Below are 16,952 nucleotides of genomic sequence, written 5' to 3'. Positions count from 1 at the left end.
TACTCGCGGAACCGGAGGTGCCAAAGGGGTGTCAAACTGATGCAGCTATTCGTTGTTCTGTAAGAGGATCGCTCATGTCCGAAAAGTTTGACCCGTTTTACACCTGGCTCGGCATTCCACCGGAAGAGCAGCCGGCCAACCACTATCGCCTGTTGGGATTGAAGAATTTCGAGCCGAACCTGGAAGTGATCAGCAATGCCGCCGACCAGCGCATGGCTCATCTGCGCACGCTGCAAGTTGGTAAGAATGCTGCGCTCAGCCAGAGCGTGCTCAATGACGTTTCGGCAGCTGCGGCTTGCTTGCTCAATGTTGGAAAAAAGACCGCGTACGACAGCAACCTGCGCAAACAACTCGAAGTGAAGGCGGTCCCCAAGGCCAAACCTCTGCCTCAAGCAGCCGTACTTCCCGCCAAGGCCCCGCTCGCTGCTCCCTTGCCCCCACCACCCTTGAGCGGGCCAGCCTTGCCACCTCAGCCGCTGCCGCCACCGAACTACGTTCCAGTACCGGCACCAATTCCACAGCCTGCATTTGCTCCCGCGCCGGCCCCGTTCATCAACAAGGCTTCTCGTCCGGTTAGCAAAGGGCCCACGACCACTCATTTGATTCTGGCTGGCCTGATCGTGGGTGCTCTGCTCACCAGTGCGGTGATCGTGATTGCCGCGATGAATGGCGGAGACCAACTTGCGGCCAATTCAGGCGGCGAAAACAGTGCTAGCTCAAACGGGGCTGAGAATTCCGTCGTTCCGCCGGCAGTGAACCCCGTCGAAGGCGCAACGTTGCCCGGACCGCCACCCAAAACTGATTCAGTAACTCCCGCTCCGCCGCCCCTCGCGCCGCCAACGCCAGAGACGACAAGCAATTCGCCGACTCCCTCGCCTGATGTTCCTGCAAATAGCACAGTCCCTCCAGCGGTGGCTGACCCCGTAAATCCTCCGGTTACAACGCCGGATGCGACACCATCATCACCCGCCATTCCAGACACCAGGCCGCCCGAACTAAATTCGGACGATACTCCGGCCCCTAATCCGGTGCCCTTTGGTGCGGCCCTCGATCCGCCTGATGGTGGCGACTCCCCCGCTCCGGCCGATGCGGCAGCAACTCCGTTGCCCAGTGAAGACGCGCTGACAGCAGCCCGCGCGCAAATCTTAGAGATCTTTGGGAAGGAAGCCAAAGCGGCGAACAAACCAGAGCTGAAGTACGCTCTCGCGCGCAAGATGGACAAACTCGCGCGCGAGACCAAGGACGATCCCGCAGGCTGCTACGTATTGCTCGATAATGCGCGCAAGTTGTTCATCGGTGCCGGAGAAGTGTCGCCAGCACTGCGCGCTGTTCAGAATCTAACGACCTCCTATCGCTTCGAACCCAAAGAGAGTCGCGATCTGTTTGCCGCCACCTACTCTGCCCTTGCCGATGCAACGCTCGCGCCCGAGCAGCGCGACAGTCTGGCCGACAAACTTAAAATTGAGATCGATACCGCCGTCCTTACGCAGCAGATCGAATACGCAGATCAGCTGTCGCTGTTGGGGCTCAAAGTCACCAGTCGCTTGAAAGACTTGGAGAAGAAGCGACAGGCATCGCAACAGCGCACCGCCGTGGTGAAACTTAAAAATGAATATGCCGAGTACGAACGGGCCCTGGCAACACTGGCTGGGAATCCGACCGATGCAGCAGCCAATCTCATCGCTGGCAAATTCGTTTGCACCATGCAGCAAGATTGGAAGAAAGGTCGCGCTCACCTGGCGGCAGCGGGAATCGAGTCCTTGCAAAGTGTGCTCCCCACCGATCAGGTCGCAGATGGCGACAATGGCGAGCCCGACTCTGCCGATCTTCAATTGGCAGCCGCCGAAGCTTGGTTCGATTGGGCCGACAACACCAAGGGAGTCGATCTCGAACTGATCGCACTTGCGAAAATACGCGCCAAGTATTGGTATCGCCAGGCAGTCTCCGCGCTTACCGGCTTAAGCAAAGCCAAGGCCGAAAAGCGGATCAAGGAACTGTCCGCTGTTCCCGATACCGCGGCTCCACGCCCGGCCAGCGGCTCGACCGCCAGTGCTTCCAAGCCTGGCACATCGTCGACCAAGAGTGCCAGCAATCAAACCGGGTGGGAACCGGGTCTATTCGGACTCGTATTGGTCGACAATCAAGTTCAGAACGTCCTCGTCAGCTATCAACCTGGCCATACCATCACCGGAGCCGAGTTCGACCCACTGCTGCAACCGTTCCGTCAGCCAACGCAGCGCGTGATGATCCGGCTCGAAGGGGTGCTCATCGTTCCCAAGGACGGCGACTACACCTTTCATCATGTCGGTGGATCGTCGAGCGGTGGTGTTCACACTTTCTTTGTCCGTGGCGAAAAAATTTCCACCGTCGGCGATGATCGAACCAAAAACGAGATGCGGACCATCTCTCTGCCCAAGGGCGAACATATCCTCAAGTGGGAACTAACCGGCGGTGGACTCGGCAATGCCAAGATCGATGTCCGTTGTGCCGATGGCGCTCCTGCCGATGCCTTGCCTCCGGTGATGGCAACGCCCAAACGACTTACCACAACCCTCCGCCAACAAGCGAAGACAGAAGTCGCTTTTGGGGCAGCCGCGAAGGCCGCTGAGCCTTCCTCGCCAGCGCCGGCCGCACCGAAATTTGTTCCATTGCAATTTGATCCTCCGGCAGCTGAGCCGCCGGTTGTTGCGCCATCTCCGCAGTCGTTCGTTCCTGCTTCTTCAGCCGAATTTGTGGCCTCCGAGTGGCTCCCCGGCATGCGCGGGTTGATTTATGTCGATGGCGCGCCACAAGACATACTTCTTAGTTATGTAAACGAAAACAAAGTGATCGAGTCTACCGAATTTAATCGCCAGCTGTCGCGTTTTCGGGCAGGGGGCGGCAAATTATCGATCGTATTCGAGGGTGTGCTCGTGATTGCCGCCGATGGCGAATATGGAGTCTTTCATGGCGGTGGCACGTCGAGTGAGGATTTCAATACCGTCTCGTTGAACGGTGAGAAGTTCAACAGCGTGGGTGCGGGCATAGTGATCAAAGGCCCCCGCGAAAAGATCGTGAAGTTTGCCAAGGGCACCTATCCAATTCGCTGGGAACTTACGGGTGGACCGTTTCGCGAGGCCCGCCTGGATTTTCGCCTTCCGGCAGGTGCTCCTGCTACCCAACCCATGCCGCAGGTCTTCACGTCCAAAGTGACGGTCGCCGAACTGCAAAAGGGAACGAAAAGCGAAGTAGTGATGGGCGAAAAGACCGTCCCTCGCTAATCAACGCCTATCGAGGTCACCATCATCTTTTCGCGCGCACCAATCGCGCCTAACATAGGGCGATGAATACGCTGCCTGACCTCTCCAACCTAATTTGCACCGTCGATGAGCGCGAACGCGCACTGTTTGCCAGCTATGCCATGTTCAGTCGGCAGAGCAAGGGACGGAAGCATCCGCAGCCCGAGCATCCTTATCGCGGCCCTTTTCAGCGAGATCGCGACCGCGTGATTCACTCGGCTGCCTTTCGTCGCCTGAGCGGCAAGATGCAAGTCTTTACCGGCGACTTCGGCGATTACCATCGGACGCGGCTCACGCACACGCACGAAGTATCGTGCCTCGCCCGCACACTGGGGCGCTGTTTGCGGTTGAACGAAGACCTGGTCGAAGCGCTTGCGCTGTTTCACGATATCGGCCATCCGCCCTTTGGGCATGCCGGCGAAGACGCGCTGAACGAAGTGTTGCACGAGTACGGCGGCTTTTCGCACAATCGGTTTGCCCTCACCATTGCCGAGGATCTGGAACAGCGGTACGCCGAATTCTCGGGGTTGAATCTCACCTACGAATTGCTCGAAGGTCAGCAGACCCGCGCCGAAAAGGCAGCCCTCTTCGCGGCGACCGGCGGTTGCGGCCCGCTGCTCGAAGTGCAGGTGGTCGAAGCAGCTGACAGCATGACTTACGATGCTCACGATTCCGACGATGCGGTCAAGCTCGGTCTCGTCACGCTTGAGGAACTGCAACAAACGACACTCGTGCGCGAGGCAGTTGCTTCAGCACATCGACGCTTTGCCAATTGTTCGGGCGACCGTTTGCGCAAGGCGGTGGTTCACGAATTGATCGAGCGCCAGGTGAGCAACGTGCTGCAATACTCGGGAGAGATCCTGCGTGAGTGCCGCGGTTTGAGCAGCGACGAAGCGCGGCGATTGGATTTTCGAATCGGACCAAGTCCTGAACTGGCCGAACTCAAACGCGAGCTCGAACGATTTCTCTACGAGCGGGTGTATCGTCACGCGCGATTAATCACCATGCGGCGCGAAGCGCAAGCCAAACTGCAGCAGGCCTTTCAAGGCTATCTCGCCAAGCCGGACCTGTTGCCGCCGCATCACTTCCGCCGCATCGAGCGGGTTGGCGCGCCCCGGGCGGTCGGCGACTATCTGGCCGGCATGACGGACCGCTTCTTCCTCAGCATTTTCGAACAGCACTTTGCCCAGGGGTGATTCGTGAATCCGTTCGCTGCGCCAGTCGTTTCACTGTTCGTGCTCACTGCGACCGCGCTGTCTGCTTTCGCGCAGGTTCCAGAATCAACAGCCCACTTGCCGACTGAACCCCTATTTGTCTCGGGTGAAGGTGGCTACGGTCGCTATCGCATTCCTGCTTTGATTGCCACCAAACAAGGCACGCTGCTCGCCTTTTGCGAAGGGCGCGTGAAAGCAACCGGCCTGATTGGCGATATCGATCTGGTCTTGCGCCGCAGCACCGATGGTGGAAAAACCTGGCTGCCGATGCAAAAGATCGCCGATGCAAGCGAAGATACGCTCGGCAATCCCTGCCCGGTGGTCGACCAAAAAACGGGTACGATTTGGCTCCCCTTTACCCGCAGTCCCGGTCCCTTCAGCGAGCAACAGATTGTCGATAGCCAAAGCAGCGGGCCGACGACGGTCTGGATCATCAAGAGTGACGACGAGGGCGCGACGTGGTCCGAACCGCGCGATATTTCTGCCACCACGCGCGAACCCAGTTGGACCTGGTACGGCACCGGTCCGGGAATTGGCATTCAACTCGCCAGCGGCCGGCTCTTCATTCCCAGTTATCACACCGAGCGCGACTCGAAGATGTATCGCTGCCACGCGATCTTCAGCGACGATGGTGGTCGCACCTGGCAAAAAGGCGAAACCGTCGGCGAACATACGGCCGAGTGTCAGGCTGCCCAGCGGAGTGATGGAACCGTCGTACTTAACATGCGCGGCACCAACAAGCAGGGCTTTCGCACCCTCGCAACCAGCCGCGACGCTGGCGAAACCTGGAGTAAACCCGAGATCGATCGCACCTTAACCGAGCCCGCTTGTCAGGCGGCCCTGATCGTGATGAATGAACCGGTGACCGATCGCCGGCTATGGCTTTTCAGCAATCCACCCGGAACCACACGGCACAATCTCACCTTGCGCGCAAGTAAGGACGAAGGGAAAACGTGGCCAGTGGCCAAAGTCTTCGATCCCGGCGCAACGGAGTACTCGTCACTCGTCAGCTTGCCTGGGGGCAATCTCGGGCTGCTGTACGAACTGAGCCGTAAAGGCGAAAAGTATCGACCTCAACTTCACTTCGCCAACATTCCGCTCACGTGGATTCAAGCTCCATGACCGAGCCCGATTCGGCTGCCAGGTTGCGGTCACGCTTTGTGCAATTCCTCTCGCAAGTCGCGGCAGGCGATATCGACGTTCGCGCTTGGAACGAGTTCGTCGTCACGCGTTATGTGCAAACTGACCTCGAATCAGCTCGGCAGCAATTAGCCCGGGCTGCGATCTTGGGTGGTCAATGTTCCGCGCGAACGGTAAACAGCAAGATGCAACAGTTGGCTCAAGAGTTACTTGGCGATTTGGCTTCAGCACCAGCGGCCGAGTGACTTACGCCGCGCGGCGAATGCCCAGCAGCGGTTGCAGCGGCAGTGGCAAGCGAATGGAGTGTATCGCTGGGTCTTGCTGCAAAGCCGCAGCCAGTTGATCGAGTTGCTCGACAGCTGAGAGTGCCAGGTCGAGAAAAATGTGCCGACGGCCGCCGAACTCGCACAATCCGCCACCAGCGCCGCCGAGCCACTCTTGCCGCACGGAGTAGCCCAGTTCTTCGGCCACTCGAATCATTCTTTCGCGCATTTCGACGGTGTGCATGGCTGCCTCCTTGCAGCGGACTCATTCGCAATTCAATTGCCGCGGATTGTATCGCCCGCCGGTGATGCTGGCCAGTTCGATTCGTCGATAACAGAGAAGTGTCGATGTGCCGCCCCTTCAAGCAGTTAAATCGCTGAGGCAGGGTAGGCGAGGCGAACCGAGTAAGCCAGTCGAAACGAGCACGCAATGGCAAACAGGGAGAATGGCGGCAATATGAGTGGATTGCTAGCGGATCGCACAGCTGAGCTCGAACGGCAAGTTGCCAAGTTGGAAGCAGAGTTGCTGCAAGCACAGAAGTTGACATCATTGGGCGAACTGATGGGGACCACGACCCACGAGTTCAACAACATCCTGATGACGGTGCTTAATTACGCGCGGATGGGCATGCGTCATAAAGACGAACCCACGCGCGACAAAGCCTTCGAAAAGATCAATGCAGCTGCCCAGCGCGCTGCGAAGATTACCGGCAGTGTACTCGGGGTTGCCCGCAATCGCGCGACCTCGTTCGCGCCGACCGATCTGGCCAAACTGCTCGACGAAACACTGATTCTGCTCGATCGCGAACTGAATAAGTACCGCATCGCCGTCGAGTTGCAGATTGGTGAAGCCCCGCCCGCTTGGGCCGTGGGAAATCAGATTCAGCAGATCATTCTTAACCTCATCATCAACGCGCGCCAGGCCATGTTGAACGGCGGGCAGTTGATCCTGCGCGTCGAACACGACAAAACGCATCAGACGGTCGACCTGACCGTCCGTGATTCGGGTAGTGGCATTCCTGCCGACAAACTGCGCCACATCTTCGAGCCGTTCTTTACGACGAAGACTGGCCCCGATGAGTCGGGCCAAGGTGGCACAGGCCTTGGCCTCTCGGCTTGCAAGCGGATTGTCGAAGCTCACCGTGGCCGCATTCGAGTCGAAAGCACGGTTGGCAAAGGAACGGCGATAACGATCAAGTTGCCCGTTGCTCCCGCGATTGCTCCACCAGCGACCGAACCCGCCCCGGCAATCGCAGCTGCCATTCAGCCCGCGTCTTCAACACCCGCCGCGCGATAAACGCTGTCGCTGATAACGACTTAACAAGGGCATGAAGGCAACCTTCATGCCCTTGAGCATTTCTTGCTGTGCCTGACTCTGAAGACGTGCAGGAAGAAGTCCACTTACCGAAACAGTGGTGAGCGGAAGGCCTGTGGCGGGCCATTTGGTGCTGGGGCGAGATCGCGAATGCGACCTTTTGGTGCGAGCCCTTCGATCGAGATCGGGTCGGTCAATTGATCGGCGGCCAGATTGCCCGCTTCGTCTTGAGCTTCGATCCGAATGAAGAGTTGCCGACGGATGCGGGGATCGAATTCCCAGAAGTATCGCCCCGTATTGGGCAGCCCCGCTGCGATCGGCGTGAACGGCCCAGCGGCACGGTCGGAAACAGCAAGCGTGATGGGGCGCGGACCAAAGTGGTCGTCATTGGCATCCCAACGAATCTCGAGTTTGCCCGCTTGTTCACCACCGGCAATGGTTGCACCCGTCAGCCGGGCATGTGGTTTGGCCAGATCGACCCCGACCCAAATATCCGCCGCATCGCCCGTTTGCGGCGTGTTACTCGCCAGGCCATTGCGACCGACAATCACGATGCGAAAGCCATAGATGGCTTCGTTGCTGACTTCGACTTCGAACGGCGTCGCGCGATCGGGATCGGAGCCCCACTTCACCCAGGTTTGTCCCCGGTCGCCGGTCCCCCACAACTCCACATCAGCGACTCCTTCGGGCCCCACGGCTTCCACGTCGTAATCGAGGCTGAAGCGTTTGGAATTTGTCATTCGCGGCCGATCACCCTGGGGTGGTGAAATGGCCTCGACCCGCCGAGGCGGGGCAATCGGCTCGCGCTCGATGGGCTCGGGCCGCACGATCGTCTCGCTGGGCCGGGGCGAAGAATACCCGCGCGGCGATTGATATTCGTTGTCCGGAGCATTGAAGCTTGGGGTGTTGTTCAGGCCATCGTTCTGCGTCGGTGGCGGCAGGCTCTCGGTCTGATTTGGATAGCCCCGCTGAGTGTCGTCAGCGGGTGGGAGTAGTTCGCCCGTGTTAGCCGGCCGCGCGGGGGTGCCGCCACTGGTTGGCGAATAAGGATTTCGCACCAGTTGGGGCTGTTGATCGTCGTGCGGCAATTCTTCTCGCGGCGGTGGAAGTTGATTCGTCGGTCCAACTTTGGCGAGCGCCGTATTGGGTTGCACGCGGGGCAATGCCGGATCGATGTTCGTGGGCCGGCGAGTGTACGGATCGTTTTGTTCCGGCGTCCAACGCTGGGCCAGTGCTCCGCTGCCGGGTGCCGACGGCAACAATGCTTGCTGTCCCGATTCACCGGCGGCCTTCAATTCAAACTGCTGCGTCAGAATCGTCTTGTTTCCCGCCGAGTCTGCTGCTTCGCCCCGGATGACGATTTTTTCCAGACCGGCCGGGGGCGTAATGGTCGACCGCGCGGCCACTTGTCCCCGCGTCGCTGCTTCGCCCGGCGAGGTGGTCGCGGTTACCGATTGCCAACCGCCGCTGGTCGGGTCTTGCCATTCGAGGCGAACTGAGTTGTTCTGCAAAAACGGATCGGCTGCCGTCCAGGTCAAATGGACTCGGCCCGATTCATCCAGTCGCGGAGTAATCTGCAAGCGCGGCTTGGCCGTATCGATGATTAGCCGCATTTGAGCGACTCGCTGGTCCTGCCGATCGGTCGTACCATCGGCAGCTACCGTTTGAGTTGCAAACCAAAATTCCGCATCCCGCTTAGGTCGAAAGCGAAAGCCTTTTTCTTCGGGCTTCACTTCCTGATACAGATCCCAAGTTCGTCCCTGGTCGAGCGAAACATAGATTCGAACTTTGGCTGGCGCTCGGCCCTGGGCATCGGTCGCGCGAATCGAAAACGGAATGATCACATCGGACTGCGAGGTGATATAAAGCGGCGCGCTGGGTTGGGTACTTGCAGGCCGTGTGGCGGGAGCGGCAAACGGGTCGGACTGAGGTCCGGACTGCGCAGCAGCAATGACCGCCCAAAACAGGCAGACAGGCAGCGCAAATCCGCGGGCCAGCGATAGCCGCATGGTCCAGCCCCAGAATTCCCCCCGAGCGCGCGGGCCCCCGATGGTACCGCTGTTAAGACCTATCGGAGATTCTGCCGGAAGGACTTGAACCGAAGGTGCGGGGCAGCAAAGCTGGGAAAGATGCGCCGAGTTTGCGGCGCGAAATCGCCTCCGTGCGATTTCCTAAGTGCGTCGGCACTGGCCAGGCTGCCAGTGGCAATGATTTCTGTTCCAAAAGCTTGCGCTGGGAAACGATTTCGGAAGTTTCCCGGCGCGGGCCGGTTATTACTTCGCAAGCGCGCTTTCCAGCACACTGCGGACGAATTGCTTCATGGCGAGCGGGCGACCACGACCAAAGACCACCGTGCTGGTTTCCTCGGCATCGGCGGTTTCAGCTTCCGAATCTTCGAGCAGCTGCGAGACATCAATGTCGAGCGTCAGGGGCGCGACGACCTGGTCGTCAGCCATGGCTGGCTCTTCACGGTGAGTAGCATTCGGAGGCAATTCGCCACGAATGACCCGAACGTCGCGCGGCGCTTCAATGCCGATGCGAACTTGTTGCCCCTTAACACGCAGCACCGTTACGGTGATGTCGTTGCCGATGCAGATCCGTTCTTGAAGCTTCCGAGTTAAAACAAGCATGTCACACTCCTTTGCGATGATGAGAAACTACGTTTGCGAATGCGGGGGAAGATGAGCGAGACGGTCTTAATGCACGGACCGTGCCAAAACGAAAGCCAAAGCAACAGTGATTGTCGTAACCTGTTGCCAGTCCTTGCTTTCAGTGGAATCGACAGGGCTCATCGACCGATCCGAACTAGTGTACAAATTTACAATACGGGTGAAAGTTTGGCAAGAGGCTTGGTAACTCTTACCGAGCGACCTTGCTCGCCAGCTGCACTGAATCAGCTGACTAAAGAAACATACGAAAGACGTTTGACTAGTCTGGTCACGGAAAATCAGGTTTCCCAAATAATCTGAAAATTGACGAACCGATTTTTGCTGGCAGGCAACTTCTGATTTCGGTTTCGTACTCTTGCTCGACCGCCGTCTTCCCGCCTGCATTTCCTGTTTTGCGCACGCCTAGAACAGGGGCGATTTCCTGAACTGTGACGCCGCAACTACGGCTCTAGTTTGCCTTGCAACATGTTTATTTCCAGTCACTTACCGCGCCGCTAACCGCCAACGCCGCGAATTCCCGGGGCTGTTCAGCAACAGGTTTGAACAGGCCCTTTGTTTCTAGCCGACCAGCAAACTCGGCAATCCGGAAATTGAATCACGAAGTTTCCTGGTCTGGGTAAGGACTTACGCTCGCAGCGGAATGCCGAAGTTCAACTTATGGAACGATTTGCGAGCTGGCGGAAATTTGCGCGATCATTGCCAATGATGGAAATTTCCTGCATGCGAGTTCGGCCCGTGGCGGGTCCAGGTTATTCCAGCACCAAAAGTGTGAGTTCGGGAGGGCAGTTGAACCGCAGGAGATGTTCGCCGCTGATGCCGCGGCCAACGTGCAGGAAAGTCGGGCCTTCGCGGAAGACGCCGGCCGCATAGCGGACGCCGAACCTGCTGGGTGAGATGAGCGGACCAATGAGCGGAAAGCGAATTTGCCCGCCGTGATTGTGCCCGGCAAGCATTAGATCGAACTGATGCGACTGCGCCCAAGAAAATAGGTCCGGTGTGTGAGCAAGGAGTAGCCGGAACTCAGGCGAGGGTGAGTCGGGAATGCGTGGCGGAACCTCCGGCGCTGGTCCTTGCCAGGGGAGTTCGTTCCCGGCGATTAAGACCGGAGTATCTCGAATGTTCAGCCGCTGGCAATCGCCCCCTAGATCGACAAAGCCGCTCGCTCGCATTTCTTCCAGCAGCAAGTTGGTATCGGGCAGGAGAAAGTCGTGGTTGCCAAAGATGAAGAACTTGCCGAGCGGGGCCTGCAACGCGCCGAACAAGGGTTGGATCCAAGGCAGGCACCTGGTTCGCTCTGCGATATCGCCAGTGAGAGCAATCAAATCGGGCTGCAGATCGTTGGTCCGCCGGATGATTTCGGCAAAATAGTCCCGCGAGATTTTACCCGTCAGGTGGATGTCGGTGAGGTGGGCGATTTTCAGGCCAGCGAGTCGACGAGGTAAGTTCGGCAGTCGCAGGGTCTTGGTTTGAACATGAAGGTGAAGTACCTGATTACCCGGCAGCGAAGCACAGAGTCGAGGGAACACACCCTGCACCGAGATTCCCGGCAGCTGCTGGCCCAGATCCAACCTCTGGGTCTCGTTCCTCACCAGTTCACTGGGAACGCGATATCGCAATTTGGGAACGAGCCACCACGGCACAATCAGCAGGCAAGCCACCAGGGTAAAGCAGAGATAGCCGAACGTGAGGAGGTTGAACCAGGGGAGTTGTTGCCGCTGTTCCGCTGAAAGCGTGATCAGGGACGATAGCACCGGCAATTGCAGGGCAATGAGCACGGGCACCGTTAATGAGGCGAGAAACAGCAGTCGTTCGAGCACTTGCCGGAAGCGATAGGGCCACACTTCGGCATGCAAGCGATTGAAGAGCCAGATGGCGGACGCGAAGTGGCCGAGCACCGCAAAGGGAAGGAGAAGCCAGAAGAGGGCGAGTTCCATGCGGAGCATCGCTAGGCTTGGCTGCCAGGCTCGTTCGACCAGTCGATGATCGTTTCGACGGTATCGAGCAACTGCTTGAGAATGAACGGCTTGATCAAGATGCCGCGATTGTGGAGACCAGCGAGGCGAGCTTTGACGAGGGTATGACCTTCGTCCCAACCGAACTCGCTCATCAGAATCAGGGGGACAGGATGAATCATACGTTTGAGCCGCATCATCAGGTCGTAGCCCGACATATCAGGGAGTTTGATGCCGGTGAGGACGACGTCATAGCGCGAATCGCGCAAGCTGTGCTGATAGAGCGATTCTGCTTCGTCTCCGCGCTGGGCAGTCTCGACCACGCAGCCATATTTTTCAAGCAAGCAGTGGGCACTGGTGCGGACAGCGGGTTCGCTATCGACCACCAGCACGCGCCGGCCCCGGAGTTTGGGTCGATCATCACCACTCACCACACTGGCAGGAATCGCCTCGGCCGGGGCCATCTTGCGACCGACCTGCTGAATGACGGCCTTAATCTCGCGAGCACGGTTGACAATGTCGTTCAAACGATCGGCAACGGCCTGATCGGCTCCGTTGTATTGCTGGGCAACCATCGTGGCATCGTTAAGGATCGCATCGATGGGGAGAGCCACTTCGCGGTGGATCAACTCGACGCTCTCTTGTGCCGCATTCGCCCGCTGGGCGGCGAGCAGATCGAGCGTATTGAGCGACATTGCCACGTCGCGACAGAAAATTTCGAGAAATTGCAGGTCGCTATCGGTGAAGGCCCGCGGCTGCGGACTTTCGACATTGAAAGTGCCGATCACTACGCCGTGCATCTTGAGCGGCACCGTCAGGCTGCTCTTCGCACCCTGCACACCTTGCAGATAAAGGCGGTCGTTGGCCGTGTCTTCGCACAAGTAACTTTTGCCCGTGGCTGCCACGAACCCGGTCACACCGTTCTTCTCTTTGCCGACGTGCAACACGCGCTGCGAAGCTTCGGGATCCATGCCCACTTCGAGCAGCGGGATGAGTTGTTTGGTTTTTTGATCGACCACGCGAATTTCGACGACGTCGAATTTCAGCAGGTCCTGAATGCAATGGAGAATGTTGCACTTCAGCAATTCGACCCGCTCTTCGACCGACATCTCAAAGATTTCGTCGGGCTTCATATCGGCCAGTTGGCGGCCGGCATCTTGAATGGCACTGAGTTTGTGCCGTTGCTGCGTCTCGACTGTGACGTCGCGAACGGTGACGACGAGGTTCTTGGTTTTCTCTTCGGGATCGGAAATTGGCGCTGCGTGCAGATGGAAGTAGCGACTATCGGTTGTCCGCAGCAGCGAACTAACGGGATGACCCGTGCGGAGCGCGGCTCGCAAGGGGGACGCTTCGGTGCCAACGATTTCTGGATTGCCGAGCGCGGCGAAAAAGTGTTCGCCGACGATATTGCCGCGGTTCGTCCAGTGACGCAACCGTTCGTTGGCCCAGAGGACAATGCACTCGCTATCGAGCAAGGCCATGGCATCGGGCATTCCTTCCAGGATGCGGTCATTCTCCAGCAATCGGCCGAGACGCAAAGCTTCGGTAAAGCGAGGAGCAGACACGTAGATACCGTCGAAGGCTTCCCGAGTCACACGGGCTAAGGCACGCAGGGCGTTGTGGACTTCCACGACGTCACAAGACGAACTGATAGAATCGGGCAATTCGTCCGATTCACCTGCAACATATAGAATTTTTGGCTTGCCGCTCACGCCCCCGCTCCTGCACGCCGCGACACACGACTCCGGAGGATTATAGGTTGCGAATGCGTTCCGTTCAACGCAAGATTGTGGCCTCAAGTCGCTTGCGGCCTGCCGCGGAGCAGTTTTCCACTATGTCGATGGTGCTAAACCGCGGTCGATAATCGCGAAATAGCCCGCGGAACTACGCCGCATCTTCATCGAGCGTGTCATCGTTATGTAGATCGTGGCGAACGGTTCGACGGCGTAAACTTTCTTCGCCAATGTGCGGACGAGGTGGTCCCGGCGTGCCGAAGTCCATCGCGTCACCAAAGTACCGTTGTCGAGCTTCGGGATTAGCGAGCACCTGTGCGGGTGTGCCATGGCAGAGAACTCGCCCTTGATGGACGACGTAACTTCGATCCGTGATTTGTAATGTCTCGCGCACCTGGTGGTCGGTGATGAGGATCGAAATGCCGCGACCTTTGAGTTCGCGAATCACTCCCTGAATACTTTGGATCGTGACGGGGTCGATGCCGGTAAATGGCTCATCGAGCAGGATGATTTCGGGTTCGCTGATCAAGCAGCGGGCGATTTCCAATCGCCGCCGTTCACCGCCTGAAAGCCTGGCTGCATTGCTCTTGCGAATGTGCGTAATCTTGAATTGTTCGAGCAGTTCATCGCAGCGGAGCTTGCGCGCTCGGCGGTCCATCCCCAGCAGTTCCATGACGGCTAAGAGGTTCTGTTCGACGCTGAGTTTGCGAAAGACGCTGGACTCTTGCGCGAGATAGCCCATGCCGCCATCTTTGGCCCGCCGATACATGGGCCAGCGGGTGACATCGATGCCATTGAGAATGACCTGCCCGGCATCGGGATCAACCATGCCGCATGTCATGCGAAAGCTGGTTGTCTTACCGGCACCATTTGGTCCCAGCAGACCAACAACCTCAGCGGCATCGACCTCAAAACTCACGCCATCGACGACGCGACGCCGACCATAAGCCTTGACCAATCCATGAGATTCCAAAATCGGCATCGGGCGTTCTCCATAACGCGACTATTGAACAATTGGCGCGAGGCGAGGCTCCACCAGCTATCGAATCGGCCCCATTCGCTTGAAATTGGGCCAAAACATTGGGCGATTCCAGCTATGCGGCCAATAGATGACCAGCGCTTTGCCGATCAACAAGTCTCGTGTCAAATAATCCTCCGGATGCCAATACCGGCCGTCCGAACTACTGGGACTATTGTCACCCATCGGAAAAAACTCGTCGTCTTCCAGGGTAAACTCAGCCAGCCGACGATTTGCCGGGTCGAACAACCCGCTGCTTTGCCATTCTTCGGGCGTGGCAAAAATCCGTTGCAGGGAGAAAGGTTCGCCGGGTGGTGGTGGTGGCAATGTGGTGTAATCGGCCGTGCTGTTCGACTGATAGTTGATGGCGATGTAGTACTTGTCGCGAAATATTCGCAACTGTGACACTTTGGCCGTCAAACAACTGGTGCCGACAGCTGCCGGCTCGAGATCGAGCGGGTCTTGCGACGTCCACTGTGGCGCTACGACTTTATTCGATTCGTAGGTTGTGGGCTGATCGAACTTCACTGGCTTGCCGTTGACGAACAGCATGACTTCGTGGTCGCAGTTCGTCAGGCGCAGGCGATAAATACCAGCACCTTTCACTGCCGTCATGGCGGTTGGGTTCGAGATTTCTTTCTTCTCTGAATCGACAAATGGCAGGGCTTTGCCCACGGCATTCATCCGGCTCAGGGTTGCCTTGCCGTCCTGCACGTTAATCGTGCACCGTTGATGCACGCCTGCTCGCACCAAATCGAGCGAAATGCTGCCTTGCGAATCTTTGATATCGGCCAGGCATTCCAGTGCAAGATCATCGACCCAGTGGTTGCCGAGGAACTCTTCGCTGCAGGGTATTCCGGGCCCGACAAGACTTGGATCGTACAGCAATTCTCGGCCATCGGTCGATTTAAGCCGATCCGGCACTCTGTCGTAATCGACATGAGAGTTTAGTGGTGTCCGATAGTAGCCCGGGTCGGGAGCCCACCCACTCGCGCCGGCATCAATGTAAACCGACGTGTTGTACGCGTATAAATCGGTAATGAGTTGACCTCTCCGCAGGGCAACATCGGGAGGAAGTCGATTGGAAACCGTGATCGATTGCCAATCGGCGTAGGTTGGGGTCAAGTGTCGGTATCGTAGCCACGATGTCTCGGTCGCCGGCTTGCACGTGAAACTCCTGCCCCCGTCGTCGCTACTCCAATTATCAGTGCCAGTGCCGTTCTCTGACCATTCTCGCCAGCGTGGCGGCCACCCAATCTTTTGCAGCGACTCTGGGATGTGGCTGGAATCATCGACGATCTGCAGCATCGCCGTCAATTTGTGCGGCGGCTTGCGGGCAATCGTTGGAGTTGCGCTGGCCGAGGCTGCTGGACGAGTAAATATATTCCCGCCCGATATGAGCAATTGCTCCCCCGGCAATCCGACTAACCGCTTAATGTAGTTTTGTGCCGCGTCCTCTGGAAACTTGAAGACAATCACGTCCCAACGCTTCGGCTCGGCGATTTCATAGGCGAACTTGCTGACGATAATTCGATCGCCACTAAACGATCCTTCGTTAGCATTTGTCCGTGGGTCGTAAGTATGCGTGAATCGACAAACCGGGCAGGTGCCCGAAATAACGTGGTTGCCGGTTAAGAACCCTGCTCGATCAACTTCGTCACTCGCCGTTGTTTGAAACTGATAGCCGCACTCGGGGCAGCTAACATCTTTGTGGCGCCCCTGCAACGTAGGTGCCATCGACCCCGTGGGAATGACGAAAGCTTCCGCCACATAGCCCTTAAAGAGTAGCGCCAGAATGACCGCCATCGCCAGGGACTCAATGGTCTCCCGCCAGCCTCCATCATGATGCTTCGCTTTATCGCTGGTGGTGCCCGCCCGCGCGGTGACATCTTTTGAAGAACTTGTACTTGGCATCTCAGAGGTCGGCTTCTTGGCCATTACTGCAACCAGCCTGCGGTGGAGGGGTTTTCGGGGAGACTACAGAGTATTCGTTCCGTATTGCCCGAATATAGCGAAAACAACGAATCTCGGGAACTTGAACTATATAGCCCCGTTAGCGCCGCACTTCTTTGTCGCTGAATCGGCCGGGTAGCTAGCACTCTCAGAGTTAAGACCCGGTTTAGCGTCTTCCTTAACCTGGGGTGTGACATCCTGTTGTCCGAGTCGCAGACTTTAGTGCACAAAGTCCATTTCTGTGGCCGATATTAGCCATACCGCATTTTGTGATGCCTGATTTGCCGAACGCAAGAAATCAATTCAAAACCCAGCTACGGAGCTGCGGCTCTCTCTATCGAGGTGGTACTGCCCCATCGTCTCGATGACCGGAGCCGTAGCTCTTTTTTTGCTGGACGCCAGCAGTAGCTCAAATCG

12 protein-coding genes are annotated in these 16,952 nt (G+C 57.7%); 5 read left to right on the top strand and 7 right to left on the bottom strand.

The genetic code is table 11. From position 1 onward, the window contains the following. The first annotated feature begins 74 nt into the window (after positions 1-74). From ETAA8_RS23520 to ETAA8_RS23505, 4 genes are all read left to right on the top strand, one after another. On the top strand, positions 75-3,260 hold the full coding sequence (locus ETAA8_RS23520) for a hypothetical protein (RefSeq protein ID WP_202921228.1): 3,186 nt from the start codon (positions 75-77) through the stop codon (positions 3,258-3,260). 62 nt (positions 3,261-3,322) lie between these two features. Continuing rightward, entirely contained in the window at positions 3,323-4,474 is a 1,152-nt protein-coding gene (gene dgt / locus ETAA8_RS23515; protein WP_145094196.1) for a dGTP triphosphohydrolase, read from the top strand. Positions 4,475-4,477: 3 nt separating this feature from the next. Further along, positions 4,478-5,614, top strand: a complete 1,137-nt coding sequence (locus tag ETAA8_RS23510) for a sialidase family protein (RefSeq protein ID WP_145094193.1) — start codon at positions 4,478-4,480, stop codon at positions 5,612-5,614. Beyond that, complete coding sequence (locus ETAA8_RS23505; RefSeq protein WP_145094190.1) at positions 5,611-5,877, top strand: hypothetical protein; 267 nt, start codon at positions 5,611-5,613, stop codon at positions 5,875-5,877. Before ETAA8_RS23510 ends, ETAA8_RS23505 begins: the two co-directional genes overlap by 4 nt. 1 nt (position 5,878) lies before the next feature. On the opposite strand, the gene ETAA8_RS23500 is transcribed toward ETAA8_RS23505, so the two are convergent. Continuing rightward, positions 5,879-6,139, bottom strand: a complete 261-nt coding sequence (locus ETAA8_RS23500; protein ID WP_145094187.1) for a hypothetical protein — start codon at positions 6,137-6,139, stop codon at positions 5,879-5,881. Positions 6,140-6,325: 186 nt separating this feature from the next. On the opposite strand from ETAA8_RS23500, the gene ETAA8_RS23495 reads away from it, so the two are divergent. Further along, positions 6,326-7,192, top strand: a complete 867-nt coding sequence (locus tag ETAA8_RS23495) for a sensor histidine kinase (protein ID WP_238397546.1) — start codon at positions 6,326-6,328, stop codon at positions 7,190-7,192. Between the two features lie 104 nt (positions 7,193-7,296). Here the strand turns inward: ETAA8_RS23495 and ETAA8_RS23490 are convergent, their stop codons facing one another. From ETAA8_RS23490 to lepB, 6 genes are all read right to left on the bottom strand, one after another. Next, positions 7,297-9,219 carry a chromosomal replication initiator protein DnaA gene (locus ETAA8_RS23490; protein ID WP_145094181.1) on the bottom strand — a complete coding sequence of 641 codons (1,923 nt, stop codon included), beginning with the start codon at positions 9,217-9,219 and terminating at the stop codon, positions 7,297-7,299. Between the two features lie 264 nt (positions 9,220-9,483). Next, on the bottom strand, positions 9,484-9,840 hold the full coding sequence (locus ETAA8_RS35980; RefSeq protein WP_145094178.1) for a carbon storage regulator: 357 nt from the start codon (positions 9,838-9,840) through the stop codon (positions 9,484-9,486). A gap of 788 nt (positions 9,841-10,628) precedes the next feature. Continuing rightward, positions 10,629-11,813: a metallophosphoesterase gene (locus ETAA8_RS23480; protein ID WP_202921227.1), complete on the bottom strand. Its 1,185-nt coding sequence runs from the start codon at positions 11,811-11,813 to the stop codon at positions 10,629-10,631. Between the two features lie 11 nt (positions 11,814-11,824). After that, positions 11,825-13,543 carry a hybrid sensor histidine kinase/response regulator gene (locus ETAA8_RS23475; protein ID WP_145094172.1) on the bottom strand — a complete coding sequence of 573 codons (1,719 nt, stop codon included), beginning with the start codon at positions 13,541-13,543 and terminating at the stop codon, positions 11,825-11,827. A 172-nt stretch (positions 13,544-13,715) separates the two neighbouring features. After that, complete coding sequence (gene lptB, locus ETAA8_RS23470; RefSeq protein WP_145094169.1) at positions 13,716-14,546, bottom strand: LPS export ABC transporter ATP-binding protein; 831 nt, start codon at positions 14,544-14,546, stop codon at positions 13,716-13,718. Between the two features lie 57 nt (positions 14,547-14,603). Continuing rightward, the gene (gene lepB, locus ETAA8_RS23465; protein ID WP_202921226.1) at positions 14,604-16,496 is read right to left on the bottom strand and encodes a signal peptidase I; all 1,893 of its coding nucleotides are present in this window, start codon (positions 16,494-16,496) and stop codon (positions 14,604-14,606) included. Between the last annotated feature and the right edge of the window lie 456 nt (positions 16,497-16,952).

This window comes from Anatilimnocola aggregata (assembly GCF_007747655.1).
GTDB lineage: Bacteria > Planctomycetota > Planctomycetia > Pirellulales > Pirellulaceae > Anatilimnocola > Anatilimnocola aggregata.
This window is presented reverse-complemented; position numbering and strand designations above follow the sequence as displayed.

What these genes read in the sequence shown, in the direction of transcription:
- ETAA8_RS23490 (WP_145094181.1), bottom strand. Translation starts at nt 9,219, where the DNA reads ATGCGGCTATCGCTGGCCCGCGGATTTGCGCTGCCTGTCTGCCTGTTT.
- lptB (WP_145094169.1), bottom strand. Translation starts at nt 14,546, where the DNA reads ATGCCGATTTTGGAATCTCATGGATTGGTCAAGGCTTATGGTCGGCGT.
- ETAA8_RS23480 (WP_202921227.1), bottom strand. Translation starts at nt 11,813, where the DNA reads ATGGAACTCGCCCTCTTCTGGCTTCTCCTTCCCTTTGCGGTGCTCGGC.
- ETAA8_RS23520 (WP_202921228.1), top strand. Translation starts at nt 75, where the DNA reads ATGTCCGAAAAGTTTGACCCGTTTTACACCTGGCTCGGCATTCCACCG.
- ETAA8_RS35980 (WP_145094178.1), bottom strand. Translation starts at nt 9,840, where the DNA reads ATGCTTGTTTTAACTCGGAAGCTTCAAGAACGGATCTGCATCGGCAAC.
- ETAA8_RS23495 (WP_238397546.1), top strand. Translation starts at nt 6,326, where the DNA reads ATGGCAAACAGGGAGAATGGCGGCAATATGAGTGGATTGCTAGCGGAT.
- ETAA8_RS23500 (WP_145094187.1), bottom strand. Translation starts at nt 6,139, where the DNA reads ATGCACACCGTCGAAATGCGCGAAAGAATGATTCGAGTGGCCGAAGAA.
- lepB (WP_202921226.1), bottom strand. Translation starts at nt 16,496, where the DNA reads ATGCCAAGTACAAGTTCTTCAAAAGATGTCACCGCGCGGGCGGGCACC.
- dgt (WP_145094196.1), top strand. Translation starts at nt 3,323, where the DNA reads ATGAATACGCTGCCTGACCTCTCCAACCTAATTTGCACCGTCGATGAG.
- ETAA8_RS23505 (WP_145094190.1), top strand. Translation starts at nt 5,611, where the DNA reads ATGACCGAGCCCGATTCGGCTGCCAGGTTGCGGTCACGCTTTGTGCAA.